Source organism: Frigidibacter albus, assembly GCF_009908165.1.
Lineage (GTDB): Bacteria > Pseudomonadota > Alphaproteobacteria > Rhodobacterales > Rhodobacteraceae > Frigidibacter > Frigidibacter albus.
In genome coordinates this window covers 31,275-48,401 of the sequence record NZ_JAAAUC010000010.1, presented here as the reverse complement: position 1 = coordinate 48,401, position 17,127 = coordinate 31,275, and the positions used below count along the sequence as shown (strand labels likewise).

General features: G+C 68.2%; 17 protein-coding genes and 1 tRNA gene. 7 read left to right on the top strand and 11 right to left on the bottom strand.

The genetic code is table 11. The features are described from left to right. Position 1: 1 nt before the first annotated feature. From urtD to urtA, 4 genes are all read right to left on the bottom strand, one after another. Complete coding sequence (gene urtD / locus GVY41_RS15265; RefSeq protein WP_161347900.1) at positions 2-739, bottom strand: urea ABC transporter ATP-binding protein UrtD; 738 nt, start codon at positions 737-739, stop codon at positions 2-4. Continuing rightward, a complete protein-coding gene (urtC, locus tag GVY41_RS15260) occupies positions 736-1,839 on the bottom strand; it encodes an urea ABC transporter permease subunit UrtC (protein WP_161347901.1) in 1,104 nt (367 codons plus the stop codon). Before urtC ends, urtD begins: the two co-directional genes overlap by 4 nt. Positions 1,840-1,939: 100 nt before the next feature. Continuing rightward, positions 1,940-3,526: an urea ABC transporter permease subunit UrtB gene (gene urtB / locus GVY41_RS15255; RefSeq protein WP_161347902.1), complete on the bottom strand. Its 1,587-nt coding sequence runs from the start codon at positions 3,524-3,526 to the stop codon at positions 1,940-1,942. 135 nt (positions 3,527-3,661) lie between these two features. Then, positions 3,662-4,945: an urea ABC transporter substrate-binding protein gene (urtA, locus tag GVY41_RS15250; protein ID WP_229726079.1), complete on the bottom strand. Its 1,284-nt coding sequence runs from the start codon at positions 4,943-4,945 to the stop codon at positions 3,662-3,664. A gap of 431 nt (positions 4,946-5,376) precedes the next feature. Here urtA and GVY41_RS15245 point away from each other — a divergent pair, with 431 nt between their 5' ends. The 3 genes from GVY41_RS15245 to mnmH all read left to right on the top strand — a co-directional run bounded on the left by GVY41_RS15245 (position 5,377) and on the right by mnmH (position 7,328). Next, positions 5,377-5,580, top strand: a complete 204-nt coding sequence (locus tag GVY41_RS15245) for a YgaP family membrane protein (protein WP_161347904.1) — start codon at positions 5,377-5,379, stop codon at positions 5,578-5,580. Between the two features lie 74 nt (positions 5,581-5,654). After that, a complete protein-coding gene (locus tag GVY41_RS15240; protein ID WP_161347949.1) occupies positions 5,655-6,224 on the top strand; it encodes a L,D-transpeptidase in 570 nt (189 codons plus the stop codon). A gap of 42 nt (positions 6,225-6,266) precedes the next feature. Further along, positions 6,267-7,328 (top strand): tRNA 2-selenouridine(34) synthase MnmH, encoded by a 1,062-nt coding sequence (gene mnmH, locus GVY41_RS15235; RefSeq protein ID WP_161347905.1) that lies wholly within the window; start codon positions 6,267-6,269, stop codon positions 7,326-7,328. 3 nt (positions 7,329-7,331) lie between these two features. On the opposite strand, the gene selD is transcribed toward mnmH, so the two are convergent. Continuing rightward, complete coding sequence (selD, locus tag GVY41_RS15230) at positions 7,332-9,494, bottom strand: selenide, water dikinase SelD (protein WP_161347906.1); 2,163 nt, start codon at positions 9,492-9,494, stop codon at positions 7,332-7,334. A gap of 167 nt (positions 9,495-9,661) precedes the next feature. Here selD and GVY41_RS15225 point away from each other — a divergent pair. After that, positions 9,662-9,738 (top strand) — tRNA-Met (locus tag GVY41_RS15225). 58 nt (positions 9,739-9,796) lie between these two features. Here GVY41_RS15225 and GVY41_RS15220 read toward each other — a convergent pair. The 6 genes from GVY41_RS15220 to GVY41_RS15195 all read right to left on the bottom strand — a co-directional run bounded on the left by GVY41_RS15220 (position 9,797) and on the right by GVY41_RS15195 (position 14,473). Then, positions 9,797-10,189, bottom strand: a complete 393-nt coding sequence (locus tag GVY41_RS15220) for a response regulator (RefSeq protein WP_202456113.1) — start codon at positions 10,187-10,189, stop codon at positions 9,797-9,799. Then, on the bottom strand, positions 10,125-11,198 hold the full coding sequence (locus GVY41_RS15215; protein ID WP_161347907.1) for a sensor histidine kinase: 1,074 nt from the start codon (positions 11,196-11,198) through the stop codon (positions 10,125-10,127). Before GVY41_RS15215 ends, GVY41_RS15220 begins: the two co-directional genes overlap by 65 nt. Before the next feature lie 213 nt (positions 11,199-11,411). Continuing rightward, complete coding sequence (locus tag GVY41_RS15210) at positions 11,412-12,401, bottom strand: GGDEF domain-containing protein (RefSeq protein WP_161347908.1); 990 nt, start codon at positions 12,399-12,401, stop codon at positions 11,412-11,414. Further along, positions 12,391-12,639, bottom strand: coding sequence for a hypothetical protein (locus GVY41_RS15205; RefSeq protein ID WP_161347909.1), 249 nt, complete (start codon positions 12,637-12,639; stop codon positions 12,391-12,393). The genes GVY41_RS15210 and GVY41_RS15205 overlap by 11 nt, the downstream gene beginning before the upstream one ends. 125 nt (positions 12,640-12,764) lie before the next feature. Continuing rightward, positions 12,765-13,460 (bottom strand): FadR/GntR family transcriptional regulator, encoded by a 696-nt coding sequence (locus tag GVY41_RS15200; RefSeq protein ID WP_161347910.1) that lies wholly within the window; start codon positions 13,458-13,460, stop codon positions 12,765-12,767. A 17-nt stretch (positions 13,461-13,477) separates the two neighbouring features. Beyond that, positions 13,478-14,473, bottom strand: a complete 996-nt coding sequence (locus GVY41_RS15195; RefSeq protein ID WP_161347911.1) for a Gfo/Idh/MocA family protein — start codon at positions 14,471-14,473, stop codon at positions 13,478-13,480. 117 nt (positions 14,474-14,590) lie between these two features. On the opposite strand from GVY41_RS15195, the gene GVY41_RS15190 reads away from it, so the two are divergent. From GVY41_RS15190 to GVY41_RS15180, 3 genes are all read left to right on the top strand, one after another. After that, the gene (locus GVY41_RS15190; protein ID WP_161347912.1) at positions 14,591-15,526 is read left to right on the top strand and encodes a beta/alpha barrel domain-containing protein; all 936 of its coding nucleotides are present in this window, start codon (positions 14,591-14,593) and stop codon (positions 15,524-15,526) included. A 49-nt stretch (positions 15,527-15,575) separates the two neighbouring features. Beyond that, positions 15,576-16,574, top strand: coding sequence for a Bug family tripartite tricarboxylate transporter substrate binding protein (locus tag GVY41_RS15185; protein WP_161347913.1), 999 nt, complete (start codon positions 15,576-15,578; stop codon positions 16,572-16,574). Positions 16,575-16,646: 72 nt separating this feature from the next. Further along, on the top strand, positions 16,647-17,126 hold the full coding sequence (locus tag GVY41_RS15180) for a tripartite tricarboxylate transporter TctB family protein (protein ID WP_161347914.1): 480 nt from the start codon (positions 16,647-16,649) through the stop codon (positions 17,124-17,126). The last annotated feature ends 1 nt before the right edge of the window (position 17,127 follow it).

Genomic DNA, 17,127 nt, shown 5'->3' with positions numbered 1-17,127 from the left:
GTCAGCGCCCCAGATAGACTTCGATGACCTCGGGATTCGCCGAGACATGGTCCAGCGAACCTTCGGTGAGGACATGGCCCTGATGCAGGACCGTGACGCGGCAATCCAGGGCGCGGACGAAATCCATGTCATGCTCGACCACGATGACGGTGTGCTTGCCGGCGAGGCTGCGCAGCAGCTCGGCGGTGCGCATGGTTTCGGCATCGGTCATGCCGGCGGCGGGTTCATCGACCAGCAGCAGCTCGGGGTCTTGCGCCAGCAGCATGCCGATTTCCAGCCATTGCTTCTGCCCGTGGCTGAGATCGGCGGCGGGGCGGTGGCGGTCGCCTTCCAGCCGCACCAGCTCCAGCAGTTCGGTGATGCGGGCGGCCTCGGCTGCGGTCTGGCGGTGGAAGAGCGTGGCGAGGACGGAGCGCTCGGCCTTGAGCGAGAGGGCGATGTTCTCCTCGACGCTGTGGGTCTCGAAGACGGTGGGTTTCTGGAACTTGCGGCCGATGCCGAGGCGGGCGGAGCCGGCCTCGTCGATGCGGGTCAGGTCGACGGTCTGGTTCCACCAGACGCCGCCTGAATCGGGCCGGGTCTTGCCGGTGATGATGTCCATCATCGTGGTCTTGCCGGCGCCGTTGGGGCCGATGACGGCGCGCAACTCGCCCTTGTCCACGGCGAGGGAGAGGTCGTTGATGGCCTTGTAGCCGTCGAAGCTGCGGCTGACGCCGTCGAGGAGCAGGTGGACGCTCATGCCTTGGCCTCTTGCAATGCGGGGGCGGGCTTCTTCTTGCGGGCGAAGGTGTCCTCGATCAGGCCAAGCACGCCCTTGGGCAGGAACAGGGTGACGAGGATGAACAGGCCGCCGAGGGCGAAGAGCCAGAATTCGGGGAACCAGCCGGTGAAGAGGGTCTTGGCGAGGGCCACGAGGATCGCGCCGAGGGCGGCGCCGACGAGGGTGCCGCGGCCGCCGAGCGCGACCCAGATCACGATCTCGATGGAGTTGGCGGGGCTGAACTCGCCGGGGTTGATGATGCCGACCTGCGGGGTGTAGAGCGCGCCAGCGACGCCGGCCATCATGGCGGAGACGACGAAGATGAAGAGTTTGTAGCCTTCCACCCGGTAGCCCATAAAGCGGGTGCGGCTTTCGGCATCGCGGATGCAGACTAGGATCATCCCCAGCTTGGACGTGGTGATGGCGCGGGCGATCAGCAGGCCGGCGGCCAGCGCAATCGCGGTGCAGACGAACAGCCCGGCGCGGGTGGCATCGGATTGCAGGGGAAAGCCGAGCACGTCCTTGAAGTCTGTCAGGCCGTTATTGCCGCCAAAGCCCATTTCATTGCGGAAGAAGGCGAGTTGCAGGGCGTAGGTCATCGCCTGGGTGATGATGGAGAGGTACACGCCCGTCACCCGGCTGCGGAAGGCGAACCAGCCGAAGAGGAAGGCCAAGGCACCCGGCACCAGCATCACCATCAGCGAGGCGAACCAGAAATTGTCGAATCCCATCCAGAACCACGGCAGCTGATCCCAGCTGAGGAACACCATGAAATCGGGCAGGTCCGGGTTGGCATAGACGCCGCGGTCGCCGATCTCGCGCATCAGGTGCATCCCCATCGCGTAGCCGCCAAGCGCGAAGAAGGCGCCGTGGCCGAGGCTGAGGATGCCGCAGAAGCCCCAGACCAGATCCAGCGCCACGGCCAGCAGCGCGTAGCAGAGGTATTTGCCGAGGAGGGAGACGATGTAGCTGGGCACCACCTTGCCCTCGAAGGCGAGGTTGCCGATGGGCACGGCGACGGTCAGCACGAAGAGCCCGGCGAGGAAGATGCCCATGCGGCGGTCGATGAGGGAGGTCATGCGCTGGGATCCTTCGGGGCGGGGTCGGCGGGGGGCTGCGGCATTGGTGGCAGCGGCACGAACAGCAGCGAACGCACGAGCGGGAAAGCGGGCATCCGGGTCAGCCCTCCACCGCGCGGCCCTTGACGGCAAAGAGACCGCGGGGGCGTTTCTGGATGAAGAGGATGATGGCGACCAGCACGATGATCTTGGCCAGCACTGCCCCGGCATAGGGTTCAAGGAACTTGTTGACGATGCCAAGGCTGAAGGCCCCGGCCAGCGTGCCCCAGATGTTGCCCGCGCCGCCGAAGACCACGACCATGAAGCTGTCGACGATGTAGCTTTGCCCGAGGTTGGGGCTGACATTGTCGATCTGGGACAGGGCCACGCCCGCCAGCCCGGCGATGCCGGCGCCAAGGCCGAAGGTCAGCGCATCGACCCAGTTGGTGCGGATGCCCATGCTGGCGGCCATCGGGCGGTTCTGGGTGACGGCGCGCATCTGCAGGCCGACGGCGGTGCGCTTCATGACAAACAGCAGCACCGCGAAGACGGCGAGCGCGAAGATCAGGATCCAGAGCCGGTTCCAGGTGACGGTCATCTGGCCGACATCGAAGCTGCCCGACATCCACGAAGGGTTGCCGACCTCGCGGTTGTTGGGGCCAAAGATGGACCGGACGGATTGCTGCAGGATCAGGCTGACGCCCCAGGTGGCCAGCAGGGTTTCCAGCGCCCGGCCATAGAGGTGGCGGACGATGCCGCGCTCGATGGCGACGCCGACCGCGCCCGCGACGAGGAAGGCCAGCGGCGCGGCGATCAGCAGCGACCAGTCGAACAGGCCCGGCGCGTTCTGGCGGATTGTTTCCTGCACCGCATAGGTGGTGTAGGCGCCCAGCATCACCAGCTCGCCATGCGCCATGTTGATGACGCCCATCACGCCGAAGGTGATGGCAAGGCCGATGGCGGCCAGCAGCAGCACGGAGCCGAGCGAGAGGCCATACCAGATGTTTTGCGCATAGCCCCAGAGCATCCGGCTTTGCTCGATACTGCCGAGGGCGGCGGTGGCGGCCTCGGCGATGTCCGGGTCTGCCGAGGCGGCAAACGGGGTCAGGATGCGCTGCGCATCGGCATCGCCGCGATCTGCAATCACGTCGATGGCCTCGCGCTTTTCCGCATCGGGGAAGTCGCCGTCCAAGATGGCGACGGCGCGGGCCTCGGCCAGGCGGGATTTGACTGCGGGGTCTTCCTCGCGCTGGAAGGCGGCATCGAGGAGGTCGTATTGCGCGGCATCCGGCGCCCGGAAGGCTGCGTCGGCGGCGGCGAGGCGCTTGGCGGGATCGGGGTCCGACAGGGTGAGGATGCCAAGCGCGGCGCGGATGTCGCGGCGCAGGCCGTTGTTGACGCGGATGCGCTCGGCCTCGGCCTCTGGGACGGGCGCGCCGGTCAGCGCATCGGCGGGGGCGGGTGTCAGCGTGACGACCTGGCCGGTCGCCTCGATCACGCCAAGCGTGCCGTCCAGCAGGGCGGTCAGGATCGCCTCGGCCCGCGGATCGCCGGTTAGGGCGATGGCGCCGACCACAGCGCCGCGGGCAGAGTAGCTGCCTTCGGGCAGGCTGGTGACAAGAGCGTCAAATTCGGGCGTTTGCGCAGAAGCTGGGCCGGCAAACAGCGGCAGAAGCAGGGCCAGAAGACAGGCGCGCAGAAAGAACATGGGCAGATCCGCCTTGGGGCCGGGAAGGGGAGGGGGCAGTGCGGGCGGCGGGGCATCCCCGCGCCGCCCGGTTCTGCGTACTCGTCGGGGCGCGACAACCGCCAACCGGCAGGTGCCGCGCCCCTGGTGCCTGCGTCAGTTGGAGGCGCCGCCGCAGGTCTTGGTTTCGGTGTTGTAGTTGCCGCATTTCAGCTCGACCCAGTCCGAGGTGAGCACGGCGCTTTCGGGCAGGAAGTCCGACCAGGCATCGCCCTCGACAAGTCCTTCGGTTTCCCAGACCACGTCGAACTGGCCGTCATCCTGGATCTCGCCGACCAGAACCGGCTTGGTGATGTGGTGGTTCGCCAGCATGACCGAGGTGCCGCCGGTCAGGTTCGGAACCTCGATGCCGGGAAGGGCGTCGATGACCGCGTCGGCCTCGGTGGTGCCGGCCGCCTCGACCGCCTTCACCCACATGTTGAAGCCGATGTAATGGGCTTCCATCGGGTCGTTGGTCACGCGCTCTTCGCTGCCGATGAAGGTTTGCCAGGTCTCGATGAACTCGGCATTCTCGGGGGTGTCGACCGACATGAAGTAGTTCCAGGCGGCGAGGTGGCCGACCAGCGGGGTGGTGTCGAGGCCGGCCAGCTCTTCCTCGCCGACCGAGAAGGCGACGACGGGGATGTCTTCAGCCGACACGCCCTGGTTGCCGAGCTCCTTGTAGAACGGCACGTTGGCATCGCCGTTGATGGTGGAAACCACGGCGGTCTTCTTGCCGGCCGAGCCGAAGGTCTTGATGTCGGACACGATCGTCTGCCAGTCGGAATGGCCGAAGGGCGTGTAGTTGATCATTATGTCTTCGGGGGCGACGCCCTTGCCGATGAGATAGGCCTCAAGGATCTTGTTGGTGGTGCGCGGGTAGACATAGTCGGTGCCGGCCAGCACCCAGCGTTCCACGCCTTCCTCGGCCATCAGGTAATCCACGGCCGGGATCGCCTGCTGGTTCGGGGCGGCGCCGGTGTAGAAGACGTTGCGCTGGCTTTCCTCGCCTTCGTATTGCACAGGGTAGAACAGGATCGAGTTCAGTTCCTCGAACACCGGCAGCACCGATTTGCGCGAGACCGAGGTCCAGCAGCCGAAGACGACGTCGACGTCGTTCGCCTCGATCAGCTCACGCGCCTTTTCGGCAAACAGCGGCCAGTCGGAGGCCGGGTCGACCACGACCGCCTCCAGCATCTTGCCGTTGATGCCGCCCTTCTTGTTCTGCTCGTCGATCAGCATCAGCATCACGTCTTTGAGCGTGGTTTCCGAGATCGCCATCGTGCCGGACAGCGAGTGGAGGACGCCGACCTTGATGGTCTCCTCCTGCGCGAATGCCGCGGTGGACAGCAGCAGCGAGGCAATGCCCGCCTTGAAAAGTGTCTTGGCCTTAAAGGTCACCGTGTTCATCCCTCATATGATGTCGCGCAAGGACAAGGCTTCCCCGCCGCCGGACTCCGCATGGATCCGGGTGCCCCGCGCCAATCGTTGTTGCATCTTGCGTGGTGCCGGTTCCCCGTTCCCCCCACCGCATCCCGTTCGGGGTCCCTTGGCGACCCCGGGGATCAGGTTTGCAACTGCGGCGCGGTGTGGGAACTGCGCCGATGCGGCGGCGGGGTGGGTTGTGCCCAAATTGTGGCGGGCGCCCGGAAATGCCGCCTTTTTGTGCGAAGCTGTCGTTAAATTGTGCGCAAACCACGCGGGCAGCGCAGCAATGCGACCGATTCGACGGGCGGCGCTGCGGCGGGGCGCCGCATCATATGCGCGTTGTTGAATTTATTGCCGCAATTCTGTATGCGAAGGGGTCCGCTGCCTTGATATGGAGATACCCGATGTCCCTCGACCGTGCCGTCCTAGCCTTTGCTGGCGCCATGACGCTTCTGAGCGTGCTGCTGACGGCGCTCGTCTCGCCGCTGTTCCTGTGGTTCACCGTGTTCATCGGGCTGAACCTGCTGCAATCGGCCTTCACCGGCTTCTGCCCGGCGGCGATCGTGTTCCGCAAGCTGGGGGTGAAGGCGGGTTGCGCGTTCCAGTAAGGATTCCCGGAACTTGTGCGATGGCGGGGACGTTTGCTACAGTCTCGCCATCCAAGAGGGATTTCCCGATGACCATGCCACCCATCGCCCGCCGTGCCCTGCTGGGCGGCATCGCCGCCGGGGCCGCCCTTGCCGCGCTGCCCATGCGCGCCGCGACCGAGGCGCCGCTGGTGATCGCGCCGCAGTTCATGCCGCAAGAGGTGCGGGTGCGCAAAGACATGGCGGTGGGGTCGATCACGATCCTGTCGGACCAGTTCTATCTGTATTTCATCGACCGGCCCGGGGTAGCGATCCGCTATGGCGTGGCGGTGGGCCGGGACGAGCTGAAATTCCGCGGCATGGCCGAGGTGGCGCGCAAGGTGGAATGGCCCAGCTGGCGCCCGACGCCCGAGATGATCGCGCGCAGCCCGCAGCACTACGCCAAATATGCCGACGGGATGCCGGGCGGGCCGACCAACCCCCTGGGCGCGCGGGCGCTGTACCTCTACCAGAACGGGCAGGACACCGCGATCCGCATCCATGGCACGACAGAGCCGCAATCCATCGGCAGCGCCGTGTCGAACGGCTGCATCCGCATGGTGAATTCGCATGTCATCGACCTCTACAACCGGGTGCAGCTGGGGACTCAGGTGGCGGTCTACTAACCGCCGCTGGCGGTGCCGGATGCGCTGCGCTAAGGCTGGGCGATGCCGGTAACGCTCGCCTCCATCCCCGACCTTGCGCGCCTTGGCGTCGATACAATCATCGACGTGCGGTCCCCTGCCGAATATGCCGAGGATCATGTGCCGGGGGCGATCAGCCTGCCCGTGCTCAGCGATGAAGAGCGGGCGCGGGTCGGCACCATCTACAAGCAGCAATCGCCGTTTCTGGCGCGCAAGATCGGCGCGGCGCTGGTGGCAAGGAATGCCGCGGCGCATCTGGAAGGGCCCTTGGCCGCAATGGGCGGCGGGTGGCGACCGCTGGTCTATTGCTGGCGCGGCGGGCAGCGGTCGGGATCGTTCTCGACCATCCTTGGCCAGGTGGGCTGGCGCAGCGACACCATTGAGGGCGGCTACAAGACCTGGCGGCGGCTGGTGGTGGACATCACCCACGATGCGCCCTTCACCGCGCCGGTGGTGGTGCTGGACGGCAATACCGGCAGCGCCAAGACCGACATTCTGGCGCGGGCCGCGGCGCGGGGCGTGCAGGTGATCGATCTTGAGGGGCTGGCGAACCATCGCGGGTCGCTGTTCGGGGCGATGCCGGGCGGGCAGCCGTCACAGAAGGCCTTCGAGGGGCGGCTGGCGGTGGCGCTGGCGGCGATCGACCCCGCGCGGCCGGTGCTGGTAGAGGCGGAGTCCAATCGCATCGGCCGGGTGACGGTGCCCAAGGCGCTGTGGCTGGCGATGGTCGCGGCGCCGCGGGTGACGCTAGAGGCGCCGCTGGACGCGCGGGCGGGCTATCTGGCGGCGGCCTATGCCGACCTGACGGCAGACGCGGCCGCACTGGCGGCGGTAGTGGACAAGCTGCGCCCGTTCCATGCGCGCGAGGTGATCGAGCGCTGGCAGGGAATGGCCGCCGCCGGGGCCTTCGCGCCGCTGGCAGCTGAGCTGATGGCGGCGCATTATGATCCGCGCTATGCCAAGGGCCGCGCCAAGCACGGGCCAGAGCGGGAGCGGATAGTGCAGGCCGATGCGCTGGATGCGGCCGGGCTGGACCGGCTGACGGGGGCGGTACTGGCGGCGGTGAGCGAGCTCAATCCACGCTAAGGCCTATTCCACGATGAGGCAGGGCGCACCGAGTTCGATATGGCCGATGATTGCCGTGGGCTCTCCGGCCGCGATCAGCTCTGCCAGAAGCGCCTCGGCCTGACCCGCGGGCACCGCCGCCAGCAGGCCCCCCGCCGTCTGCGGATCGAACAGCAGATCGGCGCGCGGGCCCTTGGCAAAGACCATTCGCGCCGCGACGGCCTTGTTCATCGGCAACAGGGTGGAGCCGTGACCGGCAGCTGCCAGCGCCTCGGCCCCCGGCAGCAGCGGCACGGCGGCAAGGCTGATCCGGGCGGCGACGCCCGAGGCTTCCAGCATCCCGACCAGATGCCCGGCGAGACCGAAGCCGGTGACATCGGTCATCGCATGGGCATGGGGGGCCAGCAGCGCTGCCGCGGCGGCCTGCGGGCGGGCCATCTGCGCCAGCGCGCCGGCAACGACAGCGCCGGGGGCGGCGCGCTGCATCTCGGCGGCCAGGATCACCCCGGTGCCAAGGGGCCGCGTCAGGACCAGCGCGTCGCCGGGGCGGGCGCCGGATTGGCCGATGGGCTCGGCCTCGGTCAGGCCGGTGACGGTGAAGCCCACGGTCAGCTCGGCGCCAAGGCTGGTATGGCCGCCGACGACATCGGCCCCCGCCGCGCCGAAAGCCTCGGAGGCCGCCGCCATGATCTCGGCCAGCGTGCGGGCCTGCAGGGCGGGCGACATGCGTGGCAGGATCACCTGCGCCAGTGCCGCCTGCGGGCGGGCGCCCATCGCCCAGATGTCGCCCATGGCGTGATGGGCGGTGATCCGCGCCAGCAGCCACGGGTCTTCGGTGAAGGCGCGGACATGGTCGGTGGTGATGACCTGCCGGAGGCCGCCATGCGCCAGCACAGCCGCATCGTCGCCGGGGCCCGACAGTACATCGGCGCGGCGCGGCGCCGGAAGCCCCGCGAGCGCGGCGCGCAGATCGGCCTGGCCCACCTTGGCGCCGCAGCCGCCACACATCGGCTTGCCGCCCGCCATCTGGTCGCTGACGCCCGCCGCCACGCGCGCCGGCAGCGGCGGGGCTGGCATCGGCGGCAGGTCCTGGAACATCGCCATGAAGCGGCGGTCGATCCGATCCTTCCAGTGCCACAGCCAGGCGCCATCCAGCGGCAGGCCGAACTTGTCGGCGACGGCATGGCGGCTGCCGGCCGAGATGAGCTTGAGGTAGTCGCGCTGCGGCCGGTAGCGGCGCAGCCCGCGCCGCCCCGCCAGCACCTTGCGCAGGTTGTGCAGCAGCACCGGCGCCTCGCGCACCGCGAAGACACCGGCCTTGGGGCGCGGGGCGTGCGACAGATGCGCGATATCGCCGGCGGCGAAGATCGCGGGGTCGGTGATGGATTGCAGCGTGGGGCCGACGGTGACGAAGCCGCCGGTGAGGTGCAGGCCGGTCTCGGTCAGCCATGCCTGCGGCTGCGTGCCTGCCGCGCCGAGGGTGAAGTGTGAGGCGATGCGGCGTCCGTCTTGCAGCAGCACGGCATCGGGCTCGACCGCGGCGGCAGGGCTGCCGGTCAGCAGCTGGACCCCCAGCCGGTCCAGATGCGCCAGCAGCCGGGCGCGGGCACCGTCGCCGAGCAGCGGCAGCGCCTGCGGGCCCGCCTCGATCAGGGTGACCCCGGCCCCCGGGCCAAGCCGGTGCGCGGCGGCCAGCGCCAGCTCTACCCCCGCCACACCGGCGCCGATAACGGCGACCGGGCCCTCGCCCCCGGCGGCGAACGCCTCCCAGGCATCCGCAAAGCCATCGAGCGGCTTGGCGGGGTGGGCGTTCTCGGCAAAGCCCGGCAGCGAGGGCATGTCCGAGGTGATGCCGATGTCGATGGAGCAGATGTCATAGCCGACCGGCGGGCGGTCCGGCACGTGGACCCGCCCCCCGACCCGGTCGATCCCCTCCGCCCGGCCAAGGATCAGCCGGGCCCCGGCATGGCGGGCCAGTTGCACCAGATCCATCTGCAGCGCGGCGCGGGGGTAGTGGCCAGCGACATGGCCGGGCAGCATCCCCGAATAGGCAGCGGTGGGGTCCGGCGAGATCAGCGTGACGCGCACCCCCGGCAACGGGTCCATCGCCCACATCCGCAGCACCAGCGCATGGGCATGGCCACCGCCGATCAGCACGAGGTCACGGGTCAGGGGCAACAGCTGCATGTAAGGCTCCCGGTGGGGGCGGCATCCTTGCTGATACCGCCGATGGCGCCGCGGGGCAAAGCGCAAATCGGCACGGGGGCCCGGGGCGGGGCAGGGCAAGCCCCACAAGGCCCCGCGCCGTTTTCCCCTTGACGCCACAGCGCGCCTTCACTAGCAAGCGGCCCATTGGCTAGGTAGCTCAGCTGGTTAGAGCACGTGACTCATAATCACGGGGTCGGGGGTTCGAGTCCCCCCCTCGCCACCACCCTCACTTCTGACGTGAAACAAACACTTAGCGCGAGTTCTGCGCGCCCTAGCCCCCCTCACCGCGACGCCAGCACCTCGGCCAGCGCGCCGATCAGGCGGCGTTCGTCCACTGGCTTGCCGATGTTGCGGGTGCCGTCGAGCACGCCCGAGGGGCCAAGTTCGCTGGCGCTGTAGGCGCTCATCACCAGATAGGGGATGCCCGCCTTGCGCAGGGCGCCGGCGACGGGGGTGGCCCATTCGCCCCGCAGGCTGATGTCGAGCAGCACGATGTCGGGGCGCTGGCGGGCCAGCATGTCCAGCGCCTGATCTACGGTCGCGGCGGGGCCGACGGCGCGGTAGCCGTTGGTTTCCAGCATCGCCTCGACATCCATCGCCAGCAGAAACTCATCCTCGACGATCATGACCGTCGGCGACAGGGCGGTCGTGGTCGGCGGGGGCATTTCGGGCATCGGAGGTTCCGGGATGTGCGGGAAGGGGAAAGCGCAGCTCGGCCAGAAAACCTTCTGGCGCATAGATAAGTTCCGCCTGCCCGTTCAGATCCTGCGCGGCGGCGAAGCGGACCATCTGGGTGCCAAAGCCCTGACGGGTGGGGGTCGCGACGGCAGGCCCGCCCGATTCCTGCCAGCGCAGGCCGACGACGTCCTGCTGGTGCCCATCCTTCTCGACTTTCCAGCTGATGCGGACCCGGCCGCCCGGCGAGGAGAGGGCGCCATGCTTGGCCGCGTTGGTCGACAGCTCGTGCAGGATCATGCCGGTGCCGAGGGCCTGTTCCGAGGTCAGGAACACCTCGGCGCCCTTTTCCACCTCGACCGCGGCAGGCAGTTGCGCATAGGGCTCCAGCGTGCTGGCGACCAGATCGCTGAGCGCCGAGGGCTTGCCCGACAGCGACAGGTCCAGCGAGCGCGACAGCGCCTCGATCCGGCCGACGATGGCCTCTCGGTACTCTTCGGCGGTGCGGCCCTTGATCTCGGTGCGCCGCACCAGCGCCTGCACGAGGCCAAGGAGGTTCTTCATCCGGTGCTGCAACTCGCCCAGCAGCACGGCGCTTTCGGCGTCTTTCCTGCGGCGCTCGGTCGCGTCGACCAGCGTCAGGAGCAGCACCCGGCCCGAGGTGTCGGGCCGCACCAGCCGCCGCGCGGAGACCAGCATCGTGCGCGTGCCCGCGGTTCCGAAATCTGCGGTGATCTCGAACTCGTCGATCGAGGAGGAGTGTGGGATGACCTTTTCCAGCAGCAGGCGGAACGACTCGACATTCCATTGCCCTGCCCCGAGTTCGAGGAACGGGGTGCCGATGGTGTCCTCGCGGCTGGCGTGGAAGCTGTCGTAGAAGGCGGCATTGGCCGTCACCACGCGCAGCTGGTCATCCAGAACCAGCAGCGGATAGCGGACGGTGTCGATCATGCCCTGCGCTTGGACATGCGCGCTGCGCATCAGACGGTAGAGTTCATCCAGATCCACGTTACCCTGACCCTCAAAACTGGCGGTTGGGCGGCAGGCCGAGGCCCGTCTGCCGCTTGTCATGCTCCGAAGCATGACGCGCAGGGGCGGGGCCTGGTTCCATCTGGGGCCGCGGGCGGGGGTGGCAGCGGCCCTCCTGCGAGGCTCAGGCGGTGGTCGTGAAGCCCGCAAAGAAGGCGGCCAGCGCGTCATGGGCATCCATCGGCTGCACCCTTACTGGCCCGGCACCGCGCTGCGGCAGCAGTTGCGCCCGCCCGCCTTCGCCTCGTAGAGCAGGCCATCGGCCGCGGCGAGCCACGCCTCGACCGTGCGGATGCGGTCTCCGAGCGCGCAGATCCCGAAGCTTGCGGTCACGCGCAGCGGGATGCCGCCCGCATCGACCGGCGCGGCGGCAATCGTTGCGCGCAGCCGCTCGGCCAGCTCTGCGGCGCCCCGCGCATCCGTCTCTGGCAGCAGAACCGCGAATTCCTCGCCCCCGATCCGGCCCAACAGGTCGCTGTCGCGGAGTGCGTCCCGGCAGCGCTGCGCAATCACGCGCAGGACAGCATCGCCGGCGGGGTGGCCATAGACGTCGTTGACCAGCTTGAAGTGGTCCACGTCGAGCACGATGATCGACGCCTCGGTCCCGTGCCTTTTTGCGCGGGCGATTTCCCGTTCGGCTGCCTCGACCCAGCCGCGGCGGGTCATCGCGCCGGTCAGCCCGTCGCTCATCGCGATCTGCCGCAGCTCCAACTCATTGAGCACGAGGTTGGCGAAGCTTTGCATCACCGCGATCTGGCTGGCATCGAAGTGGCGCGGCTGGGTGTCGATGGCGCAGAGCGCGCCGAGGTTGTAGCCATCGGGAGTTGTCAGCGGAATGCCAAGATAGCTGCGGATCAGCGGTTCGCCGGCGACCAGCGGATTCGAGGCAAAGCGCGCGTCCAGCGTGGCATCGGGGATCATCATCGGCTCGTGCCGCTGGATGGCGTGGCTGCAAAAGGAAATCTCGCGCGAGGTTTCGCAAACGGACACCCCGGTGATCGACTTGAACCACTGGCGTTCGGTGTCGATCAGGCTGACGGCGGCAATCGGCACACCCAGAACGTCGCGCACCAGCTGGGTCAGCTTGTCGAAGGGCTCTTCGGGCGCCGTGTCCAGAATCGCGTAGCGACGCAGGGCTGCAATCCGGCCCAGCTCGTCATGGGACTTGTCGCTATTCCTCATCGTGCTCTCTCAGTGCCAGAATCGCCGCGATCAGCTCGTCTCGATACGAGGCGCAGGCCTGATCGACAATGGTGCGGATCTCTGGCTCGGGCAGTCCGGCGCGCGCAAGGCTTACGGCGAGCGTCAGCAGCGCCTGACCATGCCGCTCGATGCTGGCCTGCAGGGCCGGGGGGACGTCGAACTCTGCAAGCGGCTGCATTGCGGCGGCGACGACCTCCTGGGAATAGGTCTCGGTCATCTGCATTCTCTTCAAGGTGCTTGCCCTTGTTCGGGTTGGCTTCAGTGTGCTGTCCCGCGGCCGAGGTGTCAAACCGATGGGCGGACCAAAGGGCGCTGCTTTCCGCCGAGAGGCACTGCCTGGCCTCAGCCCTCGCCCACGAACATGCGGTCGCGCGCGGCAGTGATATGGGCGCGCATCGCCTGCGCCGCCGCGTCGGGGTCTTGCCGGACGATCGCGTCGATCACGGCGCGGTGCTCGCCCTGCACCAGCGCCTGCCGGTTCGGCGAGGCGAGCAGGGTGAGCGAGCGCGACAGCTTCATGCCGAACCCGATCTGCTGGGCGAGGGACTCCAGAACCGTCTGGAAGAACGGGTTCTTGGTCGCCCGGGCAATGGCCAGATGCAACATCTGGTCGGCATCCACGCCCAAGGCCTGTTCCTGATAGGTCTGGTCCATGCGCTGGAATGCCGCCTCCAGCGCCGCCAGATCGGCCTCGTCGCGCCGCCTTGCGGCCCAGGCGGCGGCCGCGCCTTCGATGTCGATGCGGAATTCGTAGCAGCGCTGGATGTCGGTGATCGACCCCAGCGGCACGAAGCTCATCACCTGGCGGTCGGGGCGGCGGGCGACGTAATTGCCCGACCCGCGGCGCGAGGCGACGATGCCGTCATCGCGCAGCCGCGCCAGCGCGGTGCGCAGCACCGGGCGCGACACGCCGCAGCTTTGCGCCAGCGCCTGTTCGGGCGGAAGCCGGCTGTGCAGCGGGTATTGCTCTTCGACGATCTGGGTCAGAAGCTGGTCATAGACCTGATCGGCCAGGGACGGGCGCTGGGGATCGGACACGAAAGCTCTCCTTCCCCTCAAATGGGGACGCCGGCGACCCGGTAAATGGATTCCATAAGCCGCAGGGTTTTCAGATTGTCCAGCCTGTCGGTCTGGAACGGGCGCCCGGTGCGCAGGCCCTCGACGAAATCGGTGACGGCGCCGGTGAAGCAGGCCTGATAGTTCGCCGTCAGATCGTGCAGCGACACCGCTTCAGGCTGCGACAGCAGGGTGATGCGGTCGCGGTCATAGATCAGGGTATCCAGCTCTCCCAGCAGTTCCAGCCGGTCAGTCGGCAGCGGCGGGTGGCCGGGGGCGGAGATATTGGCGTCGATCTGGATCAGCGCGCCGTCCGCGCTTTCCAGCTGCACCAGCGCCACATCCTCGCCCTGCAGGTCCGGGTTCATCCGGTCCAGCCGCGCGGCGGTAACAGTCATCTCCCCCAGGATCGAGCGCAGGGCGTCGAGATGGTGGATCAGCACCTCGAACACCAGCAGGCGCTTGAAGTCGGCCAGATAGGGCTGGCGGCCGAGCAGGAACGGCACCTTGCCGGGATAGTCCAGCAGGCTGGAGGCGCGCACCGTCAGCCGCGCATGGCGCAGGCGGCCGACCTCGCCCGCATGGATGCGGCGCGCGAGTTCGGCGTAATGCGGGCGGAAGCGGTAGTTTTCATGGACCATGAAGCGCACACGGTCGCCGACATCGGCGATCAGCGCCTCGGCCTCGGCGACGGTGGGGGTCATCGGCTTCTGACACATCACATGCACGCCCGCATCCGCCGCCTGCCGCACCAAGGGGGCATGGCTGCCGACGGGGGTGATGATGTCCACTGCATCGGGGCGCACCGCGGTCAGCATCTCGCCCATGCCCGTAAAGACAGCGGGGATGCCAAAGCGGTCGGCCTGCGCCTGTGCGCGATCCCGATCCGGGTCGCAGATCGCGGCGAGGGTTACATCCTGCTGCGCCTGCCAGCCCTTGAGGTGAAACTCGCTGATCGCGCCGGCGCCGGCAACCGCGATGGTCAGATGCTGCATGGGATCCTCCTGAACCTGATTGCCTGCTTCGTACCGTCTCCTGATTAATTTTACAACTATTGACCAATATGGGAATCGGAGTTACTGCTTTTTGCCAAGCGACAAGGGACAGATGCCATGCGTTACAGCGTTACCCCATCCGATCTGGCTGCCTCGGTGATGGCGGTCCCCCCTCTGGCCCGGACCGCCGATGGCGTGTTCTCGGATGCTGGCAATGCCGCGGTGCTGGCGCACCTTCGAGGTGGCGGCGTGACCACCGTGCTCTATGGCGGCAACGCGCTGGCGCAGCACTGGCCCGTTTCCGTCTATGCCGACTGGCTGGACCGGCTGGCGGCGATGGCATCGGACGATACCTGGCTACTGCCCTCGGTCGGGCCCGACGCCGGCAAGATGATGGATCAGGCGGCGGTGCTGAAGACCCGTCGTTTCCCGGTGGCGTTGCTGGTGCCGATGGGTGCGCCGCTGACGCATGACGGAATGGGCACGGCGCTGCGGCGCTTCCATGCGGAGTGCGGCGTGCAGCTGCTGGTCTATATCAAGACCGATGGCTACATCCCCGCGGCGCTGCTGGGCGATCTGGTCGCGGAGGGCGTGGTGTTCGGCGTGAAATACGCGGTGCCGCGGCAACCGGGCGAGGCCGATCCCTATCTGGGCGATATCGTTGCGGCCATCGGCGCTGAGCGCGTCATTTCGGGCTTCGGCGAGCCTCCGGCGATCCCGCATATGCTGGACGATGGCCTTGCCGGCTTCACCGCGGGCTGCGTCTGCATCGCGCCCTCGATGTCGATGGCGCTGCTGGCGGCGCTGAAGCGCGGTGACCGGGCCGAGGCGGAACGGCTGCTGCGCCCGATGCAGGCGCTGGAAGCCCTGCGCGGCGGCCATGGCGAGATCCGGGTGCTGCATGACGCGATCAGCCATTCGGGGATCGGCGACATGGGCCCGCTGCTGCTGCCGATGAGTCCCGTGGACGGCGCGCATCAGGACGCCATCGCCAAGGCCGCCCGCGATCTGCTGGCCGCCGAACAGGATTACCGGGCGGCGCAGGCCGCCTGACCAATTTGCCATCGCCCGCACACCGGGCGTCATCTTCTGGGAGGAACCGATGACCAATTTCACCAAACCGACCCGCCGCGGCCTGCTGCAGGGCGCCGCTGCCCTGTCCGCGCTTGGCATGATGCCCGGCGCCGCCTGGGCCGCCGACTACCCCTCGCGCCCGCTGACCATGCTGGTGCCCTGGGGCGCCGGGGGTGGCACGGATGCCACCGCGCGGATGATCGCGGCGCTGCTGGAGCGCAAGCTGGGCCAGCCGATCAACGTAGTGAACCGTACGGGGGGCGCGGGCGTCATCGGCCATTCGGCCATCGCCACCGCGCAGCCAGATGGCTACACGCTGGGCATCGTCACGGTGGAAATCACCATGATGCACCACATGGGCCTGACCGAGCTGACCCATGCCGACTATACCCCGCTGGGCCTGATGAATGCCGACAGCCCGGCTGTCACCGTCTCGGCCGACAGCGAATACAAGGACATCGCCAGCCTGAGCGAGGCGATCCGTGCGTCCGAACCCGGCACGTTCAAGGCGTCCGGCACCTCGCAGGGCGGGATCTGGCATCTTGCGCTGGTGGGCTGGCTGCAGGCACTGGGTCTTGAGCCGGGCCATGTGGTCTGGGTGCCGTCCGAGGGTTCGGCCCCGGCCATGCAGGACCTGATCGCGGGCGGGATCGACATCGTCACCGTGTCGCTGGGCGAGACCAAGGCGATGGTCGATGCCGGCCGCGCCGTGAACCTGGCGCTGATGGGCACCGAGCGGGCGGCGAGCCACCCGGACCTGCCGACCCTGTCGGAAGCCGGCGGCGGCGAGTTCGCGCTGGCGACCTGGCGCGGCGTGGCCGGTCCCAAGGACCTGCCGCAGGACGTGGCCGACGTCGTCTCTGCCGCGCTGGCCGAGATCGCTGTGGAGCCGGAGTTCACCGAGTTCATGAACAGTCGCGGCTTCGGCATCACCTATCTGGACCCCGCCGCCCATGCCGCGATGATGGCCGATGCGGATGGCCTGATGGCGACCACGATGGCCGCTGCCGGTCTGGTGCAAGGCTGATCTGAAGACTATCGGGCGGGCGCGGCCAGACAAGGCGGCGCCCGCCCTTGCATTGGAACCGGGGAGGGGACCATGAAGATCACCGATGCCGTATCGGGCGCGCTGCTGATCGCGCTGGGGCTGTTCATGTTCTGGCAGGCTTCGCTGTTCCCAAGCTTCGGCGGCCAGCCCTATGGTGCGGCGCTGCTGCCCTCGATCCTTGCGGGCGGCTTCATTCTGGGCGGCGGGCTGCTGATCCTGCGTGACGTGATGGCGCGGCGGCAGGCGGCGGGCGGGCCTTTGGTCTCGCTGGTGCCAGAGCTGCGGCAGGGCACCGGGATGGCCGCGCTTCTGGCGGTTCTGGGCAATGTGCTGGCCCAGATCTGGCTCGCGCAGCCCTTGGGGTTCATCCCCGTCTCGGTCGCGGGCCTGCTGGTGCTGTTCCTTGTGTTGCGCCTGCGCCCCTGGGTTGCGGCGGCGCTGGCGGTTGGCACCAGCATGGTCTGCTGGTGGCTGTTTGCGGGGCTGCTGCGCGTGCCGCTGCCACGCGGAATTCTGGATGGAGTGCTGTAAG

What these genes read in the sequence shown, in the direction of transcription:
- urtD (WP_161347900.1), bottom strand. Translation starts at nt 739, where the DNA reads ATGAGCGTCCACCTGCTCCTCGACGGCGTCAGCCGCAGCTTCGACGGC.
- urtC (WP_161347901.1), bottom strand. Translation starts at nt 1,839, where the DNA reads ATGACCTCCCTCATCGACCGCCGCATGGGCATCTTCCTCGCCGGGCTC.
- urtB (WP_161347902.1), bottom strand. Translation starts at nt 3,526, where the DNA reads ATGTTCTTTCTGCGCGCCTGTCTTCTGGCCCTGCTTCTGCCGCTGTTT.
- GVY41_RS15245 (WP_161347904.1), top strand. Translation starts at nt 5,377, where the DNA reads ATGTCCCTCGACCGTGCCGTCCTAGCCTTTGCTGGCGCCATGACGCTT.
- GVY41_RS15240 (WP_161347949.1), top strand. Translation starts at nt 5,655, where the DNA reads ATGCCACCCATCGCCCGCCGTGCCCTGCTGGGCGGCATCGCCGCCGGG.
- mnmH (WP_161347905.1), top strand. Translation starts at nt 6,267, where the DNA reads ATGCCGGTAACGCTCGCCTCCATCCCCGACCTTGCGCGCCTTGGCGTC.
- selD (WP_161347906.1), bottom strand. Translation starts at nt 9,494, where the DNA reads ATGCAGCTGTTGCCCCTGACCCGTGACCTCGTGCTGATCGGCGGTGGC.
- GVY41_RS15220 (WP_202456113.1), bottom strand. Translation starts at nt 10,189, where the DNA reads ATGCCCGAAATGCCCCCGCCGACCACGACCGCCCTGTCGCCGACGGTC.
- GVY41_RS15210 (WP_161347908.1), bottom strand. Translation starts at nt 12,401, where the DNA reads ATGAGGAATAGCGACAAGTCCCATGACGAGCTGGGCCGGATTGCAGCC.
- GVY41_RS15205 (WP_161347909.1), bottom strand. Translation starts at nt 12,639, where the DNA reads ATGACCGAGACCTATTCCCAGGAGGTCGTCGCCGCCGCAATGCAGCCG.
- GVY41_RS15195 (WP_161347911.1), bottom strand. Translation starts at nt 14,473, where the DNA reads ATGCAGCATCTGACCATCGCGGTTGCCGGCGCCGGCGCGATCAGCGAG.
- GVY41_RS15190 (WP_161347912.1), top strand. Translation starts at nt 14,591, where the DNA reads ATGCGTTACAGCGTTACCCCATCCGATCTGGCTGCCTCGGTGATGGCG.
- GVY41_RS15185 (WP_161347913.1), top strand. Translation starts at nt 15,576, where the DNA reads ATGACCAATTTCACCAAACCGACCCGCCGCGGCCTGCTGCAGGGCGCC.
- GVY41_RS15180 (WP_161347914.1), top strand. Translation starts at nt 16,647, where the DNA reads ATGAAGATCACCGATGCCGTATCGGGCGCGCTGCTGATCGCGCTGGGG.